The organism is Pseudomonas kielensis (assembly GCF_030505375.1).
GTDB classification, from domain to species: Bacteria; Pseudomonadota; Gammaproteobacteria; order Pseudomonadales; family Pseudomonadaceae; genus Aquipseudomonas; species Aquipseudomonas kielensis.
The window spans coordinates 5142048-5160107 of record NZ_CP130043.1 but is presented as its reverse complement, the minus strand read 5'-3'; the positions used below and the strand labels follow the sequence as shown (position 1 = coordinate 5160107).

At 64.9% G+C, this 18060-nt stretch carries 12 protein-coding genes; 11 read left to right on the top strand and 1 reads right to left on the bottom strand.

All coding sequences use genetic code 11. The annotated features are described in order from the left end of the window. Positions 1-21 precede the first annotated feature (21 nt). Positions 22-3264 (bottom strand): T6SS effector BTH_I2691 family protein, encoded by a 3243-nt coding sequence (locus tag Q1W70_RS23990; RefSeq protein WP_302098156.1) that lies wholly within the window; start codon positions 3262-3264, stop codon positions 22-24. A 452-nt stretch (positions 3265-3716) separates the two neighbouring features. Between Q1W70_RS23990 and Q1W70_RS23985 the strand changes: the two genes are divergently transcribed. The 11 genes from Q1W70_RS23985 (at position 3717) to Q1W70_RS23935 (ending at position 18043) form a co-directional block, all read left to right on the top strand. Continuing rightward, complete coding sequence (locus Q1W70_RS23985; protein WP_166592914.1) at positions 3717-4508, top strand: enoyl-CoA hydratase/isomerase family protein; 792 nt, start codon at positions 3717-3719, stop codon at positions 4506-4508. A gap of 39 nt (positions 4509-4547) precedes the next feature. Beyond that, positions 4548-5708, top strand: coding sequence for an acyl-CoA dehydrogenase family protein (locus Q1W70_RS23980; protein ID WP_166592915.1), 1161 nt, complete (start codon positions 4548-4550; stop codon positions 5706-5708). 19 nt (positions 5709-5727) lie between these two features. Further along, on the top strand, positions 5728-7827 hold the full coding sequence (locus Q1W70_RS23975) for an acetate--CoA ligase family protein (RefSeq protein WP_302098155.1): 2100 nt from the start codon (positions 5728-5730) through the stop codon (positions 7825-7827). Positions 7828-7837: 10 nt separating this feature from the next. Further along, positions 7838-9445, top strand: coding sequence for a 5-guanidino-2-oxopentanoate decarboxylase (locus Q1W70_RS23970; RefSeq protein ID WP_166592917.1), 1608 nt, complete (start codon positions 7838-7840; stop codon positions 9443-9445). A gap of 30 nt (positions 9446-9475) precedes the next feature. Continuing rightward, positions 9476-10666: a pyridoxal phosphate-dependent aminotransferase gene (locus tag Q1W70_RS23965; RefSeq protein ID WP_182340320.1), complete on the top strand. Its 1191-nt coding sequence runs from the start codon at positions 9476-9478 to the stop codon at positions 10664-10666. Beyond that, positions 10659-12071 (top strand): aldehyde dehydrogenase family protein, encoded by a 1413-nt coding sequence (locus Q1W70_RS23960; RefSeq protein ID WP_166592919.1) that lies wholly within the window; start codon positions 10659-10661, stop codon positions 12069-12071. The genes Q1W70_RS23965 and Q1W70_RS23960 overlap by 8 nt, the downstream gene beginning before the upstream one ends. 106 nt (positions 12072-12177) lie before the next feature. Beyond that, entirely contained in the window at positions 12178-13779 is a 1602-nt protein-coding gene (locus tag Q1W70_RS23955; protein ID WP_166592920.1) for an ABC transporter substrate-binding protein, read from the top strand. 101 nt (positions 13780-13880) lie between these two features. Beyond that, the gene (locus tag Q1W70_RS23950) at positions 13881-14840 is read left to right on the top strand and encodes an ABC transporter permease (protein ID WP_185819092.1); all 960 of its coding nucleotides are present in this window, start codon (positions 13881-13883) and stop codon (positions 14838-14840) included. Positions 14841-14843: 3 nt separating this feature from the next. Continuing rightward, positions 14844-15671, top strand: coding sequence for an ABC transporter permease (locus Q1W70_RS23945; protein WP_166592922.1), 828 nt, complete (start codon positions 14844-14846; stop codon positions 15669-15671). Positions 15672-15673: 2 nt separating this feature from the next. Continuing rightward, a complete protein-coding gene (locus Q1W70_RS23940; RefSeq protein ID WP_182340326.1) occupies positions 15674-17320 on the top strand; it encodes an ABC transporter ATP-binding protein in 1647 nt (548 codons plus the stop codon). Positions 17321-17329: 9 nt separating this feature from the next. Beyond that, positions 17330-18043, top strand: coding sequence for an NAD(P)H-dependent oxidoreductase (locus Q1W70_RS23935; protein WP_166592924.1), 714 nt, complete (start codon positions 17330-17332; stop codon positions 18041-18043). The last annotated feature ends 17 nt before the right edge of the window (positions 18044-18060 follow it).

Sequence of the window (18060 nt, the reverse complement as noted above, 5' to 3'; positions counted from 1 at the left end):
TGCTGCACGGCCTTCTGGACTTCATAGAAAATCCATCGTGATCAGTTCTGCATAAGCATCCTGTACATCGCGGTCTGGCCAGTAGGTCAATGACAAGGTCGCGCCCTCGATGTTGTAGTGGCGAGACTCCAGCAGTAAGACAATCGCTCCCTGGATGTCCTTCACCGGCATGGGGCTGCCATCGGTCGAACGCACGGTGCGCAGGTTGACGCGGGGGGTGATGCTGTTTTCCTTGTAGTCAGGCTGCCTTGGTCGGGTTGATGCCTTCAGTGCTGCGCGGCGCTCGCTGGCGGAGGTAAGGACAGGCGGGGGATTCCACTCGCCTTCCACGATCACCTCACCGCCTAGGGACTGGTTGCCAGTCTCGTCACCGCGGCGATGGATTGTCACGGCCCAGCGATAGGCAGAGCGGGTCGCGTCGAAGTACGGCAGGGATATCCGGTACTCCAGGCACTGCTCGTAGACCGGGGCACTGAGGCCCGGGATGAGGCCGCCATCGTCAGGTGAACTGAGTCCGGTCAAACGCAGTCGGAAATGTATGCCCGCCTCAAGACCGAGGGTTATGGCATTGAGTTCGGCAATCGCAATGTGGGCTTGATCAGGTCTGATCCAATGAACCTTGGGTATTTCGTCGGAATTTCCGAAGTAACAGCGTTTTGCCCATTGTTCGAACGGATTCGACTCATTTTTTTTGGCCCACTGGTAGAGGCCGTAGGCCAGAAAGCTAAATGCAATAGCGATACCCAGAGGCCCCATTAATGCGGTGGTTTGTGTTGCTGCGGCATAGGTACCGAAAGTTGCACCACCTATGGAAAACACCATCGAAAAACCAAATCCAACCGCAGCAAATTTGTCGCCGTTACGCCTCGTACGACCAATAGCAACTCCCGCCTGCATTACCTCAAAAATCCCCGTAGCAGCCCCCATCACAGCCCCCGCCCTCGCGAGCACCCGCCCGACACCTTCAACCGCATCTGCCACCAATGCTCCCCGCACAGACAACCCCCCACTCATCAACACCCGACTCCCCCCTCTCGCCAATGCCCCACCCACCAACTCGAGCCCACCCCCCAACACCCCCAGGCTGCTGCCGTACAACGCCAACCGCGCTTCCAGGGACTTGTCCCCGACGACTCGCTCCGCTTCCTTGAGGTTCTTGTTCAAGGCGTCGTTGAGCAAATACATCCCGCCGAGCGCCAGCAGCATGTCGCCGCCAACCGCACCGCGCAGGCCGGTGAAGCCGGTGCGTACCCACTGGGCGGCCTGATTTGATGAGACTTTGAGCCCCTGCAGCACTTGACGCGCCTTGGGGTCGAGGGTGCCCATGCCGACCCTGACATCCTGCAAGGCCGAGTGCGTGCTGTCAGTCAGTTGCGCCATGCCGCGCTGGGTTTCCTGCAGCAGGTTGGAAGCCTTGCCTTCGACCCAGACACTCACGGTGATGGTCAACGAGGCCAGTTTTGGATCGAGCAGTGCCAGGCTGAGCAAACCGCCCTGGATCAGCGGCCGGACTTTGCCGGTGACCTTGCGTGTGTTCAGGTCCCGGGTGCCCTTTTCCTCGAGGATGCTGTCCCAACTGCGGTCCATGGACGCGACGGCATTGTGCTGCAGGTTGCGCAGGTGCTCCGACTGCAGCGCGTAGTACTCGCTGAGCTTCATCTGCACCTGGAGCTCGGTGAGGTGCAGGCGGTTGTGCAACAGTTGGCTGGCACTGTTCACGCGGGAAACCACGCGCCCTACCGCGGGACCGATGATCGGTTGCAGGCGGGCGCTGGCGGCATTCAGGGCGCCGAGCAGGTCGGCCATGGATTGTTTCAGATAGGCGCCCAGCAGGTACTCGCCCCGGTCGCTGGCGATCAGTTTGCTCAGGGCGCTGTAGAGCCGTTCGCTGTCGTTCCAGACAATGCTGGCGTCGTCCTCGAAAGTCGGCAGCAGGTTGGCCAGCAGGGACTGGTCACGTAACAACAGGGCGCGGTAGATCGGGCTCTGTGGATTGCTGAGCCACGCCCGCCAAAGCTGTGCGCTGGGGCCGCGCTCGTCGCCATTGGGCGCCGGGGCTTCGCTGATGCCGCCACGCAAGCACAGCGCCATGGTGGTGGCGTAGGCCCGGCCCGAGGCGCCGACAGCACCGTCGTAGTCATGCTGTTCGATGCAGTTGAAGCGTGGCGTGCGACAAGCTGCTGCATAGGCCTCGGCGGATTGATCAATGAACTGCTGGTAACGTTGCAGCCGTTTATCGTAGCCCTGCTGAAAGCGTTCGCGCGCGGCTTCGTCGTAGCGCTGCTCCAGATTCTGATCGGACTCGACGGCCTGGTGGTCGATGATGCGCTGGCGTTCGACTCCAGGGTCGACAAACACCGGGGGGCCGTCACCGCTGGTGGGTTCGAAGGATGGGGTCTGCGCCTCTGCGCGGTCACGGTGCTGGGCGCGGATGGCCAACAGAATCTGCGAGGTTTGGTGCTGGTAGGCGCGTAGCGGATCTTCCAGCCATTGCTGGCGGGCATGAATCCAGGCGGTGCGCTGGGCGTTGTATTCCTGGACCAGGCCGAGGGTGTCATCGAGGACGAAGGCCAGCACCCCCTGCTGCAATTCATGGCGCGCGGTGATGTTACGCAGAAAACCTTTCAATGCCTGACGGCGCAGGGCTCGCGGGTAGACACCGTGCACGCTGGGGAGTTGTCCCGCCTGCAGCGACTGGTACTCCAGGACCCGCTCATCCACCTGCAGCGACTCCGCGGTCATGGCCAGGCCCAGGCTGGCCGGGTTATCCCGTGCCTGGGCGAGGTCCAGCGCCTGGAAGCGGTGCGGAGCACGTCCGGCCTTATAGGCATCCAGCACACGGGTCGGCCAGGGATCACTGGCAAACGCCAACCAGGCTACGCGGTGCTCATGGGTGTCGATATTGAGGAACGAGGCTGGGGCGTCGTGATCGGCCGAGACACAGGTCGAGGCGAGCAAGGACTCGTTTGCAGCCGGCGGCGTATAGGGATTGAACTGCCGAAGATAGCCGTCAGGCGTGACCTGGTAGGCGTGCCAGATCGAGCGGTCGAGCAACACATACAGGTAGCCCGCGCGCAGGGTACGCCAGCCCAGTCGGGTCGGGACCTGGCCATTCTCGGCGAGGAACGGATCGCCCGAGTAGTCTGGGACCAGGGCCTGGCGCAAGGGTAGGATCGGCAGGCCCTGGCGCTCGCAGGCCCGGCACTGGTCGGTGAGCAAACCGGTTTCCGAGACGACGATGGCCAGTTGTTCGCCGAGGGTCATCGGGCTTGCCGCCGAACGTCAGCATGAACAGATACCGCGACATAGGCCGCACAGGGGACGAAGAGGCGGGTCCGTTGTGACATGAGCTTTCCTTGTCTGAAGTGCCGAGCACCCTATGCAAGGAGTGGTGGAGGGATAAATCAGCTGTTTCGGTGTTGGGTGTAGGACGCGTCGGTTTTTGATGGCTGGCCCACGCCCAAGAACGCCCGGAGCTGGATGGCGGCCCCCCCTATATCCATATCCCTTGTCATGTCATCAGTTGTGCAAAGTTGTAACAGCACACCCCTGGGCCAACCGTCACTCTTAAACAAATCCTTTAAATACAATCAGATAAGCATGTTTTTCCGCTGTTACAGCGGATTTGTCCAACGATTGCCGCCTTGTTGAACACTCGTTTAGTATGGCCTCAAGTCGCAGCACCTCAGGCCAAACACAATAATTCGAGGATTCCCATGACTACTGATTCTGCCGTGCTCAGCCAGGTTGAAGCCGGCGTTGCCTGGATCACCCTCAATCGCACCGCCCAGCGCAACGCGCTGGACATCCCGACCCTGAAATACCTGCACGCCTTGCTCGATGACTACAACGCCGATCCGCAGGTGCGGGTGGTGGTGTTGACCGGCAGTGGCCGCAGTTTCTGCGCCGGTGCCGACCTTGATGAGTGGGCCGCCGCCGAGGCCCGGGGGGCCCTGGAAAGCTACGGCTGGACCGAAACCGCCCACGCGCTGATGAACCGCCTGTACAGCCTGGAAAAACCCACCATTGCCGCCATCAACGGCACCGCCGTGGGCGCCGGGATGGACCTGACCCTGTGCTGCGACCTGCGCATCGCCGGGCAATCGGCGCGCTTCAAGGCCGGCTACACCAGCATGGCTTACTCGCCCGATGCCGGTGCCAGCTGGCACTTGCCGCGCCTGATTGGCAGTGAGCAGGCCAAGCGCCTGTTGTTCCTCGACGAGCTGTGGGGCAGCGAGCGGGCCCTGGCCGCGGGGCTGGTGGGCGAAGTCTGCGCCGACGAGCAACTGCAAAGTGTCACGGCGCAACTGGCGACGCGCCTGGCCAATGGGCCGACCTTTGCTTTTGCCCAGACCAAGCAGCTCATGCGTGACGGCGCTGACCGCAGCCTGGCGCAACAACTCCAGGCTGAACTCGCCGCCGGCCTGCTGTGCGGGCGCAGTGAAGACGCCAGCGAAGCCCTGCGCGCCGTCGCCGAGAAACGCCCGGCGCGTTTTATCGGACGCTAATGCACCACCTCAATCAGCACACGAACAACAGGTAGCCGCATGAATTTCCAACTGACCCAAGAACAAGAAATGTTGGTGGACGCCGTACGCAGCTTTGTCACCAAGGAACTGCTGCCCTATGAAGAGGCGGTGGACCGCGCCGACGAAGTATCGCCCGAGCTGGCGGCGCAGATTCGCGGCAAGGCGATCGCTGCCGGCTTCTATGCGTTCAACATGCCGGAAGAGGTGGGCGGTGGTGGCCTGGACTACTTGTCCCAGGCGCTGATCGAGCGTGAACTGTCCAAGGTCTCCTGGGCGCTGCACGTGTTCGTCGCACGGCCCTCGAAAATCCTCATGGCGTGCACCGGCGAGCAGATCAACGACTACCTGTTGCCGTGCATCCAGGGCGAAAAAATCGACTGCTTCGCCCTCACCGAGCCGGGTGCCGGCTCCGATGCCAACTCGATCAAGACCCGCGCAGTGCGAGACGGCGACGACTTCGTGCTCAACGGCAGCAAGCACTTCATCAGCCACGCCGGGCACGCCGACTTTGCCATCGTGTTTGCCGTGACCGACACCTACGAGCACAACGGCCGCATGCGCAACGCCGTGACGTCGTTCCTGGTGGACCGCAATACCCCAGGCATGACCATCCGCCGCGGCCCGAAATGCGTGAGCAACCGTGGCTACCACACCTTCGAGATGTTCTTCGACGACTGCCGCGTGCCCGCCTCCAAGGTGCTGGGTGAAGTCGGCAAGGGCTGGGACGTGGCCAACGCCTGGTTGACCGCCGGGCGGGTGATGGTGGCCGCCAACTGCGTCGGCCAGGCGCAACGGGCGCTGGACGTCTCGCTGCAATGGGCCGCCGACCGCAAACAGTTTGGCCAGCCGATCGGCACCTACCAGGGCATCTCGTTCAAGTTGGCGGACATGGCCACGCAGATCCGCGCGGCCGAGTTGTTGACCCTGCACACCGCCTGGAAAATGGACCAGGGCAGCATGACCGATGGCGAAGCCGGCATGGCCAAGCTGTTCGCCAGCGAAACCCTGGGCAAGGTCGCCGACGAGGCGGTCCAGATCTTCGGTGGCATGGGCCTGATGGATGAGTGTGTGGTCGAGCGCATCTGGCGCAACGCGCGGATCGAGCGGGTCTGGGAAGGCACCTCGGAAATCCAGCGGCACATCATTTCCCGCGAGCTGCTGCGGCCGCTGCTGCGCTGATCGGTCCCGGAGAACCCCCATGTCCCTGACGATTCGAGACAACCTCAAGCGCCTGCTTGCCCCACGCCACGTCGCCTTTGTCGGCGGGCGCAGCATGGCCCGTGCCCTCAAGCGCTGCGCCGACGGCGGTTATGCCGGCCAGATGTGGCTGGTCAACCCGCAACACGACGAACTGGAAGGCGTGCCGTGCGTGCGCCAGATCAGCGATCTACCCTGCGGGCCGGACGCGGTGTTCATTGCCACCAACCGTGAGCTGACCCTGGCCTGCGTCCGCGAGCTGGCCGCCAAGGGCGCGGGCGGGGCGATCTGCTACGCCTCCGGTTTTGCCGAGACCGGCGCCGAGGGCCAGGCCCTGCAACAACAACTGCTCGAGGCCGCCGGCGACATGGCCTTGCTCGGCCCCAACTGCTATGGCTTGCTCGACTACCTGCACAGCTGCGCGCTGTGGCCGGTGGCCCATGGCGGCAAGGCGGTGGAGCGGGGCGTGGCCGTGCTGACCCAAAGTGGCAACTTCGCCTACAACCTGTCGATGAGTGATCGCTCGCTGCCAGTGGCCTACATGGCGTCGGTGGGCAACCAGGCGCAACTGGGTGTGGCGGAGTTGATGGACGTGTTGCTCGACGAACCGCGCGTCACCGCCATCGGCCTGCACCTGGAAGGCCTGAAGAACGTCCCGGCCTTTGCCCGTGCCGCGCACAAGGCGCTGGAGCAGGGCATCCCGGTCATCGTCCTGAAAACCGGGGTGTCGCAGATCGGCGCCGAATTGGCACTCAGTCACACCAGCTCGCTGTCCGGCTCCGATGCCTTGTACGACGCGCTGTTTGCGCGCCTGGGGGTGATTCGGGTGAGTGGCCCGGTGAGTTTCGTCGAGACCCTGAAAGCGGCGGCCTGCGGCAGGTTGCCTAGCGGCAACAGCCTGATTGCGCTGGCCTGCTCCGGCGGCGATGCCGGGCTGATCGCCGACTACGCCGAACGCAACGAGCTGCGCCTGCCCAAACTCGACGCCGAGCAAACCGCCGAGCTGGCACAGGTCCTGCCCAGCTACGCCAACCTGGTCAATCCGCTGGACTTCACCACTGCCATCTGGGGCGATGGCGAGGCCCTCAATCGCATGCTCGACAGCGCCCTGCGCACCGAAGCCGACGCGGCCATGCTGGTGCTCGATTACCCCGCCCAGTTCACCGGCGAACGCAAGGAGTGCGACCTGTTGCTGGAGCTGTACTGCCAGGCACTGGTGCGTCACGGCAAGACAGGCTTCGTCACCTCGGCCTTTCCCGAACTGCTGCCAGCCCATGCCCGTGAGCGCTTGCATGCCCAGGGCGTAGCCGCCTTGCAGGGCGTGGAAGACGGCCTGGCCGCCTGGGGCCGGATCGCTGGTTATCAGGCCAATCGCCAGGCATTGCTGGCCCTGGGTGAGTCGGCGCTGGTGCCGCTCTGCCCACAGCCGCTGGTGGGGACGGGGCGGCTGCTCAATGAATGGGACTCCAAGCAGGCACTGCGGGCCTTTGGCCTGCCGGTACCCAATGGCGTGCGCAGCACCGTAGCGCAGGCCCTCGAGGATGCCCAACGCCTGGGTTACCCCCTGGTGCTCAAGGCGCTCAGCGCCGAGTTGCCGCACAAGACCGAGGCCGGTGCCGTGGCGCTCAACCTCAAGGATGCCGCCGCCCTGACCGCGGCCCTGGGCAACATGGCGACCAGCATCGGCGCCTACGCCCCCGGCGTGGCCTTCGACCAGGTGCTGCTGGAACCCATGGCCAGCGCGCCGCTGGCAGAGTTGATTGTCGGCATCAAGCGCGAAAACGACTTTTGCCTGGCGTTGGTGATCGGTGCTGGCGGGGTCCTGGTGGAACTGCTCAAGGACAGTCGCAGCCTGCTGCTGCCGACCACCGAAGGGGCGATTCGCAATGCCCTGCTGAGTTTGCGCAGTACCGCCTTGCTCCAGGGCTTTCGCGGCCGTGCGCCGGCGGACCTCGAGGCACTGGTGGCCGCGATCCGCGCGGTGGCCGACTACGCCTGCGAAAACGCCGGGCAGTTGCTGGAGCTCGATGTCAACCCATTGTTGGTCGGTGCCCAGGGCACGACCGCGGTCGATGCGTTGATTCGCATCGGCCATGCGTGAGGACAAACACATGCACACCACACCTTTGACCGGTGGCCAGGCCCTGGTTCGCCTGCTGGCTAACTACGGCGTCGACACCGTGTTCGGCATTCCCGGGGTACACACCCTGGAGCTGTACCGAGGCCTGCCCGGCAGCGGCATCCGCCACGTTTTGACCCGGCATGAACAAGGCGCCAGCTTCATGGCCGACGGCTACGCGCGGGTCAGCGGCAAACCGGGGGTCTGCTTTATCATCACCGGCCCCGGGGTAACCAATGCCGCCACCGGTATCGGCCAGGCCTATGCCGACTCGATCCCGATGCTGGTGATTTCCAGCGTCAACCACACCGCCAGCCTGGGCAAGGGCTGGGGCTGCCTGCACGAAACCCAGGACCAGCGCGCCATGACCGCGCCGATCACCGCGTTCTCGGCCGTGGCCTTGAGCACTGACGACCTGCCGCAATTGATTGCCCGCGCCTACGCGGTCTTCGACAGTGAACGCCCACGGCCGGTACACATTTCCGTGCCGTTGGACGTACTCTCGGCACCGGTGTCCCGCGACTGGAGCCAAGACGTGGTGGTACGCCCCGGACGTGGCGCCGCGTGTGCCAGCGCGCTGGACCAGGCAGTGAGCAAATTGAACGACGCCAAACGGCCGATGATCATCGCCGGGGGCGGCGCCCTCGAGGCGGGCGCGCAACTGCAGCAACTCAGCACCCGCCTGGCCGCGCCGCTGTTCACCAGCGTCGCCGGCAAGGGCCTGTTGCCGCCGCAGGCCGCACTCAACGCCGGTTCCTCGCTCTGTGTGGAGCCGGGTTGGCAACTGATCGCCGAGGCCGACGTGGTGCTGGCGGTGGGCACGGAAATGGCTGACACCGACTTCTGGCGCGAGCGTTTGCCCCTGAATGCCGAGCTGCTGCGAGTCGACATCGACCCGCGCAAGTTCAACGACTTCTACCCCTGTGCCGTGGCCTTGCACGGCGATGCCCGGCAAACCCTGGACGGCTTGCTCGAACGCCTGCCGGCCGGCCCCCGCGACGCGAGCGCGGCGATTGCCGCCGTCGCTGCCTTGCGCGAAGCGGTGCAGGCCGGTCACGGCCCGTTGCAGTCGATCCACCAGGCCATTTTGCAGCGCATTGGCGCTGAACTGCCGGACAACGCTTTTATCAGCACCGACATGACCCAGCTGGCCTACACCGGCAACTACGCATTCGACAGCCTGGCACCGCGCAGTTGGTTGCACCCCACGGGCTACGGCACCCTGGGGTATGGCTTGCCCGCCGGGATCGGCGCCAAGTTCGGCGCACCACAGCGCCCGGGCCTGGTGCTGGTGGGCGACGGTGGTTTCCTCTACACCGCCCAGGAGCTGGCGACCGCCGTCGAAGAACTGGACAGCCCGCTGGTGGTGCTGCTGTGGAACAACGACGCCCTGGGCCAGATCCGCGACGACATGCAGAGCCTGGACATCGAGCCGATTGGCGTGCTGCCGCGCAATCCGGACTTTGCCGCCCTCGGCCGTGCGTTCGGCTGCACCGTCAGCCAGCCCCAGAGCCTGGCCGAACTGCAGACCGATTTGCGCCACGGCTTCAAACGCAACGGCGTCACCCTGATCGAGCTCAAGCATGCCTGCGCTCATTGAATTGATGGTTTGTTTGACGGAGGCAGCACCATGCGTTTTTCCGATCTGACCCAACGTATCGCCGGAGACGGCGCCGCCGCCTGGGATATTCACTACCGTGCTCTGGCCTTGCGCGAGCAGGGCCATGACATTCTGCTGCTGTCGGTGGGTGACCCGGATTTCGACACCCCGGCGCCCATCGTGCAGGCCGCCATCGACAGCCTGCTGGCGGGCAACACCCACTACGCCGATGTGCGCGGCAAACGCACCCTGCGTGACGCCATCGCTCGCCGGCACCAGGCGCGCAGCGGCCAGGCGGTCACCAGCGAACAGGTGATCGTCTTGGCCGGCGCCCAATGTGCGCTGTTCAGCGTGGCCCAGTGCGTGCTCAACCCGGGCGATGAAGTGCTGGTCGCCGAACCCATGTACGTCACCTATGAAGCGGTATTCGGTGCCTGCGGCGCCGTGGTGATCCCGGTGCCGGTGCGTTCCGAGAACGGCTTTCGGGTGATGCCCGAAGACGTCGCCGCGCGCATCACCCCGCGCACCCGGGCCCTGGCGCTCAACAGCCCGCACAACCCGTCGGGGGCCAGCCTGCCGAGAAGTACTTGGCAAGCCCTGGCCGAACTGTGCATCGGCCACGACCTGTGGCTGATCTCCGACGAGGTCTACAGCGAGCTGCTATTTGACGGCGAACACCTGAGCCCGGCCAGTTTGCCGGGCATGGCAGAGCGCACCGCGACCCTCAACAGCCTGTCGAAATCCCACGCCATGACCGGCTGGCGGATCGGCTGGGTGGTGGCACCACCGGCACTCGCTTCGCACCTGGAAAACCTTGCGCTGTGCATGCTCTACGGCCTGCCGGATTTCGTCCAGGACGCCGCCGTGGTCGCCCTCGACAACCATTTGCCGGAACTGGCGGTGATGCGCGAGGCCTATCGCCAGCGTCGCGACCTGGTCTGCGCCGTGTTGGCCGATTGCCCCGGGGTGCGGGCCTTGAAACCCGATGGCGGGATGTTCGTGATGCTCGACATCCGCGCCACCGGGCTCAGCGCCCAGGCGTTTGCCGACCGCCTGCTGGAGCGCCACGGTGTCTCGGTCCTGGCCGGCGAAGCCTTTGGCCCCAGTGCGGCCGGGCATATCCGCCTGGGCCTGGTGGTCGACACCGAACAACTGCGCGAGGCCTGCCAGCGTATCGCCCGTTGTGCCCATGAATTGATGGAGGCCCAGGCCCATGCTTGATCACCGTTCGCTGTACATCGATGGCCGCTGGCTGGCCCCGTCGGGGCAGGGCATGGCCGAGGTGATCAACCCGGCCACCGAAGAAATCGCCGGCCGCGTGCCGCTGGGCGATGAACAGGACGTCGAGCGCGCAGTGGCGGCGGCGCGGCGGGCGTTTGGGCCCTGGTCACGCACCGCTTCCAGTGTGCGCGCCGGCTACATCCGCGCACTGGCCGAACAACTGCGGCTGCGGGCGGACGAGATGGCGGCCGTGATCACCCGCGAGTTGGGGATGCCGGTGCAATGGTGCCGCTCGGTGCAAGTGGAAGGGCCGATCATTGGCCTGGAGCAATACGCGGAGCTGGCGGGCCTGATGGACCAGGTCCGCGAGGTCGGCAATTCCCTGGTGATCCGTGAACCGGTGGGCGTCTGCGCCTTTATCAATCCGTGGAATTACCCGCTGCATCAACTGCTGGGCAAACTGGCACCGGCCCTGGCCGCCGGGTGCACCGTGGTGGTCAAGCCGAGTCAGGAAACCCCGCTGCACGCGTTCCTGCTGGCGCAGATGATCGAGGCCATCGGCCTGCCGGACGGGGTGTTCAACCTGATCAGCGGGCCGGGTTCGAAAGTCGGTGAAGCTTTGGCCAAGCACCCGGATGTCGACATGGTGTCGTTCACCGGCTCCACCGGCGCCGGGGTGCGCGTGGCCCAGGCTGCGGCACCGTCGGTCAAGCGGGTGTGCCTGGAGCTGGGGGGCAAGTCGCCGCTGCTGATCGCCGAGGACGCCGACCTGGCCGCCGCCGTGCAGTACGGCGTACAGGACGTGATGATCAATTCCGGACAAACCTGCACCGCCCTGACGCGCATGCTCTTGCCCGCCAGTCGGTACGCCGAGGCGGTGGAAATGGCGCGCGAGCAGACCCTTGGCCTGGTCATGGGTGATCCACTCGATCCACAGAGCTTTCTCGGGCCGATGTGCTCGGCGGCGCAACGGCGCACCGTGCAGGACTACATCCGCGTCGGCCAGCAAGAAGGGGCGCGACGGGTGTGTGGCGGTGACCAGGCGGCGTTCGAGCGTGGCTTCTACGTCACGCCGACCCTGTTCGCCGATGTCGACAACCGCATGCGCATCGCCCAGGAAGAGATCTTCGGCCCGGTGCTGTGCCTGATCCCCTACACCGATGAAGCGCACGCGTTGCAGATCGCCAACGACTCGCCTTTCGGCCTGTCCAGCGCCGTCTGGGCCGGCAGCGCCGAGCGGGCATTGCACCTGGGCCGGCAAGTGCGCGCAGGCCAGTGTTTTATCAATGGCGCGGCGTTCAACTATCAGGCGCCGTTCGGCGGCTACAAACAATCCGGCAATGGCCGGGAGTGGGGGGAAGAGGGGCTCAATGAATTCGTCGAAGTGAAGGCGATCCAGGTGTGACGGTCGACGCCACACAGAGTGTTTGCACCGGGCCATGGCCCGGTGCCTTGCGTGGAGTTGGACCGGTAATCGATTAACAACGCAGCTTTTGATCAGAGGCCATGCAATGAGCGATAACAACAACAAGATTACTCAAGCGAACCATGCGCACAGCTTCCCGCGCCGGGACTTCCTCAAATACAGCGCGGCTGCGGCCACGGTGGCCGGTGCCTTCTCCATGGGCTTGCCGTTTGGCGCATTTGCCCAGGACCCGACCCCCAAGCCCGGTGGCGTGCTGCGCCTGGGCCTGGCCGGTGGCAGCACCACCGACTCGCGTGATCCCGGCTCCTGGAGCGACACCTTCACCTTCGTCGGCTTCTCGGCGGTGTACAACACCCTGAGCGAAATCGCCGTCGACGGCACCGCCATTCCGGAACTGGCGCAGAGCTGGGAGTCGAGCCCCGACGCGCGGGTCTGGATCTTCAAGCTGCGCCAGGGCGTGACCTTCCACAATGGCAAGAGCCTGAGCAGCGAAGATGTGGTGGCCTCGATCCAGCACCACCTGGGCGAGAAGTCCACGTCGGCGGCCAAGACCGTGCTCGGCGATGTCGCCAACGTCAGCGCCCAGGGACCGGACAGCGTGGTGTTCGAGTTGCACTCGGGCAACGCCGACTTCGCCTATGTGGTCGCCGACTACCACCTGGTGATCATGCCCAGCAAGGACGGCGTGCCGGACTGGCAATCCGCGGTCGGCACCGGCGGCTATCGGCTCAAGGACTTCGAGCCGGGCGTGCGCATGACCCTGGAGCGCAGCCCCGACTACTGGAAACCCGGCCGGGCGCACTTCGCCAGTGCCGAACTGATCGCCATTGCCGATGGCGCCGCGCGGGTCAACGCCCTGGTGACCGGCCAGGTGGACGTGATCAACAAGGTCGACCTCAAGACCGTGGCCCTGCTCAAGCGCAACCCCAACCTGGTGATCGAGGAAACCAAGGGCGCCCAGCACTACACCTTCCCCATGCTCACCGACAGCCCGGTGTTCCAGAACAACGACGTGCGCCTGGCCATGAAACACGCGATCAACCGCGAAACCCTGCTGGCCTCGGTGCTCTACGGCTACGGCCTGGTGGGCAACGACCACCCGATCCAGCCCGGCAGCCGGTTCATCAACAGCGCGCTGGAGCAACGCAGCTACGACCCGGACAAGGCGCGTTTCCACCTGAAACAGGCCGGCATGGATTCGCTCAAGGTACGCCTGCAAGCGTCCGATGCCGCCTACACCGGGGCCGTGGACGCTTCGGTGCTGTTCAAGGAGCAGGCCCGGGCCGCCGGGATCGACATCGACGTGGTGCGCGAGCCCGCGGACGGCTTTTTCTCCAACGTGTGGATGAAGCAACCCTTCACCACCTCGTTCTGGTACAGCAGCCTGACCGCCGACCGCATGTTCAGCATCGGTTACGCCAAGGGCGCGGCCTGGAACGAAACCCACTGGGACAACCCACGCTTCAACCAATTGCTCAATGCCGCCCGGGGCGAGATGAACGAACCGCTGCGCCGCGAGATGTACAACGAAATGCAGGCGCTGTGCCGCGACGACGGCGGGGCGATCGTGCCGTTGTTCGCCAGCTCCGTGGCGGCCCGTTCCAAGCGTGTCAACCATGGCGGCCAGACCGCGCCGTATGGCGAGCTGGACGGGCTGCGGGTGATCGAGCGCTGGTGGCAGGCCTGATGCAACCGTTGAAACACTGAACATCCCTGTAGGAGCGGGCGCCCGCTCCTACAGTGGAATTTGCAATCTTCACTAGCGTGCCCAATTCAAGGAACCGCACGATGCGAAGTATTTTCAGGTTGTTAGGGCAGCGCCTGGCACTCGGCCTGCTGTCATTGTTTGCCGTCTCGGTGATTATTTTCCTCGCCGTGGGCATGCTCCCGGGTGACATCGCCCAGGCCATGCTCGGCCAGTCGGCGACCCCGGAAACCGTCGCCGCATTTCGTGCCCAACTGGGCCTGGACATGCCGCCGCTGAGCCGTTTCGGCCACTGGATCTGGCAGTTGCTGCAGGGCGACCTGGGGGTGTCGTTGGCCAACCAGCGACCGATCGCCGACCTGGTCGGCAGCCGCCTGGGCAACACCTTCAGCCTGGCGCTGCTGGCGGCGCTGGTCTCGGTACCGCTGGCCTTGCTCCTGGGCATGCTCGCGGCGTTGTATCGCAACAGTTGGTTCGACCGCTTGCTCAACACCTCGGCCTTGAGCGCGGTGTCGTTCCCTGAGTTCTTCGTGGCGTACCTGCTGATCCTGGTGTTCGCGGTGAAACTCAACTGGTTCCCGAGCATCTCCAACCTGGCCCCGGACGCCTCGCTGGGCACCATCCTCGAGCGCTCGGTGCTGCCGGTGGCGACCCTGAGCCTGGTGGTGATCGCGCAGATGATGCGCATGACCCGCGCCTCGCTGATCAACCTGCTGGCCAGCCCCTACATCGAAATGGCCCGGCTCAAGGGCATCAGCCCGGCGCGGATCATCTTTCGCCACGCCTTGCCCAACGCCCTGGCGCCGATCGTCAACGTGGTGGCGCTGAACCTGGCCTACTTGGTGGTGGGGGTAGTCGTGGTCGAGGTGGTGTTTGTCTACCCCGGTCTTGGCCAACTGCTGGTGGACTCGGTGGCCAAGCGCGACATCCCGGTGGTGCAGGCCTGCAGCCTGATCTTCGCGGCCACCTACATCCTGCTCAATACCAGCGCCGACGTGCTGTCGATTGCCAGTAACCCACGCCTGATGCATCCGAAGGGGTAGACCATGAGCCTGCTTAAACAATTGCTCCGGGCGCCGCTGAGCGCCCAGTTCGGCCTGCTGGTGATTGTGCTGTACATCCTGGTGGCGCTGTTCGCTCCCCTGTTGGCGCCGTTCGGCGAAACCCAGGTGGTGGGCGAGGGCTTCGCGCCCTGGGGCGGGGAGTTCCTGCTGGGCACCGATAACCTGGGCCGCGATATGTTCAGCCGCCTGGTCTACGGCGCCCGTAACACCCTGGGGATCGCCTTCCTGACTACGCTACTGGCGTTCCTGCTCGGTGGCTTGAGCGGGCTGGTGGCGGCGATCAAGGGCGGCTGGGTCGACCAGGGCTTGTCGCGGGTGGTGGACATCCTGATGGCCATTCCGCAACTGATCTTCGCCTTGCTGATCCTCAGCGTGGTCGGCACCACGGCCACCTCGCTGGTGCTGGTGATCGCGCTGCTGGACGCAACCCGGGTGTTCCGCCTGTCCCGGGCGGTGGCGATGAACGTGGTGGTCCAGGACTTCGTCGAGGCCGCGCGGCTGCGGGGTGAAGGCCTGTGGTGGCTGGTGACCCGCGAGGTGCTGCCCAATGCCGCGGCGCCGCTGATTGCCGAATTCGGCCTGAGGTTCTGCTTTGTGTTTCTGTTCATCAGCGCGTTGTCGTTCCTGGGCCTGGGTATTCAACCGCCCACGGCTGACTGGGGCAGCATGGTGCGCGACAACGCGGTGCTGATCACCTTCGGTGACATCAGCCCATTGCTGCCCGCCCTGGCCGTGGCGTTGATCACGGTGAGCGTCAACTTCGTCGTCGACTGGATGCTGCACAAATCCAGCGGTCTCAAGGAATGCTGAAGATGAATACCGCCAAACCGCTGCTGGAAATCCGCAACCTGCACATCGAAGGTCACTACGAGGACGCCTGGCATCCGTTGATCAAGGGCATCGACCTGACCCTGCAACGGGGTGAAGTACTGGGCCTGATCGGCGAGTCGGGGGCCGGCAAGTCGACGCTCGGCCTGGCCGCCATGGGCTACACCCGCGATGGCTGCCGGATCACCGGCGGATCGCTGCAGTTCGATGGCATCGATCTGCTGGCCGCCAAGCCCGAGACCCTGCGCAAGCTGCGGGGGCTGCGCATCGCGTATGTCGCGCAGAGTGCGGCGGCGTCATTCAACCCGGCCCATCGCTTGATTGACCAGCACGTGGAAACCGCCGTGCAGAACGCCGGCATCAGCCGCGCGCAAGCCATGGCCGAAGCCGTCGAACTGTATCGGGTGCTGCGCCTGCCCAACCCCGAGCAGATCGGCCAGCGTTATCCGCACCAGGTCTCCGGAGGCCAGTTGCAGCGGGTCATGACCGCCATGGCCATGGCTTGCCACCCGGACCTGATCATCTTTGATGAACCGACCACGGCCCTGGACGTCACCACCCAGATCGAGGTGCTGGCGGCGATTCGCGATGCCGTGACGAGGTACGGCAGCGCCGCGATCTACATCAGCCATGACCTGGCAGTGGTGGCGCAGATGGCCGACCGGATCATGGTGCTGCGCCACGGCAAGCTGGTGGAAGAGGCCCAGACCCGGCAGATGCTCGACGCCCCGCAGCAGGACTACACCAAGTCGCTGTGGGCGGTGCGCAGTTTCCGCACCGAACCCAAGCCCTTGCCACAGCAGGAGCAGCCCTTGCTGGAGTTGCGCAACAGCTGCGCCAGCTATGGCCAGCAGCCGGTGCTGCACGATGTGTCCCTGAGCCTGTACCGCGGCCAGACCCTGGCGGTGATCGGGGAGTCCGGCAGCGGCAAAAGCTCCACCGCGCGCTTGATCACCGGCCTGCTGCCGCCGACGGCGGGCCAGGTGCTGTACGACGGCCAGCCGCTGCCGGCGGATTTTCGCCAGCGCAGCAAGGAACAACTGCGCCGGATCCAGATGATCTACCAGATCCCCGACACGGCGCTCAACCCGCGCCAGCGCATCGTCGATATCATCGGTCGGCCGCTGACCTTCTACCTGGGCCTCAAGGGCAAGGCACTGCGGGCCCGGGTTGCCGAGTTGCTGGAGATGATCGAGCTCGACCCGGCAACCTTCATGGAGCGTCAGCCCCGGGAATTGTCCGGCGGGCAGAAGCAACGAATCTGCATCGCCCGGGCGCTGGCGGCCGACCCTCAACTGATCATTTGCGACGAAGCCACCTCGGCCCTCGACCAACTGGTGGCCGAAGGCGTACTGAAACTGCTCAACCGCATTCAACAGCAACTGGGCGTCGCCTACCTGTTCATCACCCACGACGTGGCCACGGTGCGGGCAATTGCCGACGAAGTGCTGGTGATGCAAAGGGGCAGGGTGGTGGACCACGGCTCCCGTGATGCCATCTTCACCCCGCCGCACCAGGACTACACCGGGCTGCTGTTTTCATCCGAACCGCAAATGGACCCCGACTGGCTCGACCGGTTGCTGGCCACGCGCGCCGCACACCCTTCAACGCCGACGCTTGCAGACGTCTAAGGAAGCCTCATGAAAGTACTGATCGTCCACGCTCACCCTGAACCAAACTCCTTCACCGCGGCCCTGCGTGACCAGGCCGTGACCACCCTCAAGGCCCAGGGCCACGAGGTGCAGGTCAGCGACCTGTACGCGATGAACTGGAACCCGGTGGCCAGCAGCCAGGACTTCTCCTCGCGGGAAAACCCCGACTACCTGGTCTACGCCCTGGAACAACGCCTGGGGGTCAAGAGCCAATCCCTGGCCGCGGACATCCAGGGCGAGTTGGACAAACTGCTGTGGGCCGACCTGCTGATCCTCAACTTCCCGATCTTCTGGTTCTCCGCCCCAGCCATGCTCAAGGGCTGGATCGACCGGGTGCTGGTGTCCGGCGTCTGCTACGGCGGCAAACGCTTCTACGACCAGGGTGGCTTGAGTGGCAAGAAGGCCCTGGTCAGCGTGACCCTGGGCGGGCGTGAGCACATGTTTGGCGAGGACGCGATCCACGGTCCCCTGCAGGACATGCTGCGGCCGATCCTGCGCGGTACCCTGGCCTACGTCGGTTTTGATGTCCTGGAACCCTTCGTCGCCTGGCATGTGCCCTACATCAGCGATGAAGCGCGCCAGGCATTTTTGGTGGAGTACGACCAGCGCCTGCAGCACCTGGCCGATGAACAGCCCCTGGTGTTCCCGCGCCTGGCGCAGTTTGACGAGCAGTTGTATCCGCGGACTCCAACCACGGCCTGAGCCGCGATCCACAGGCG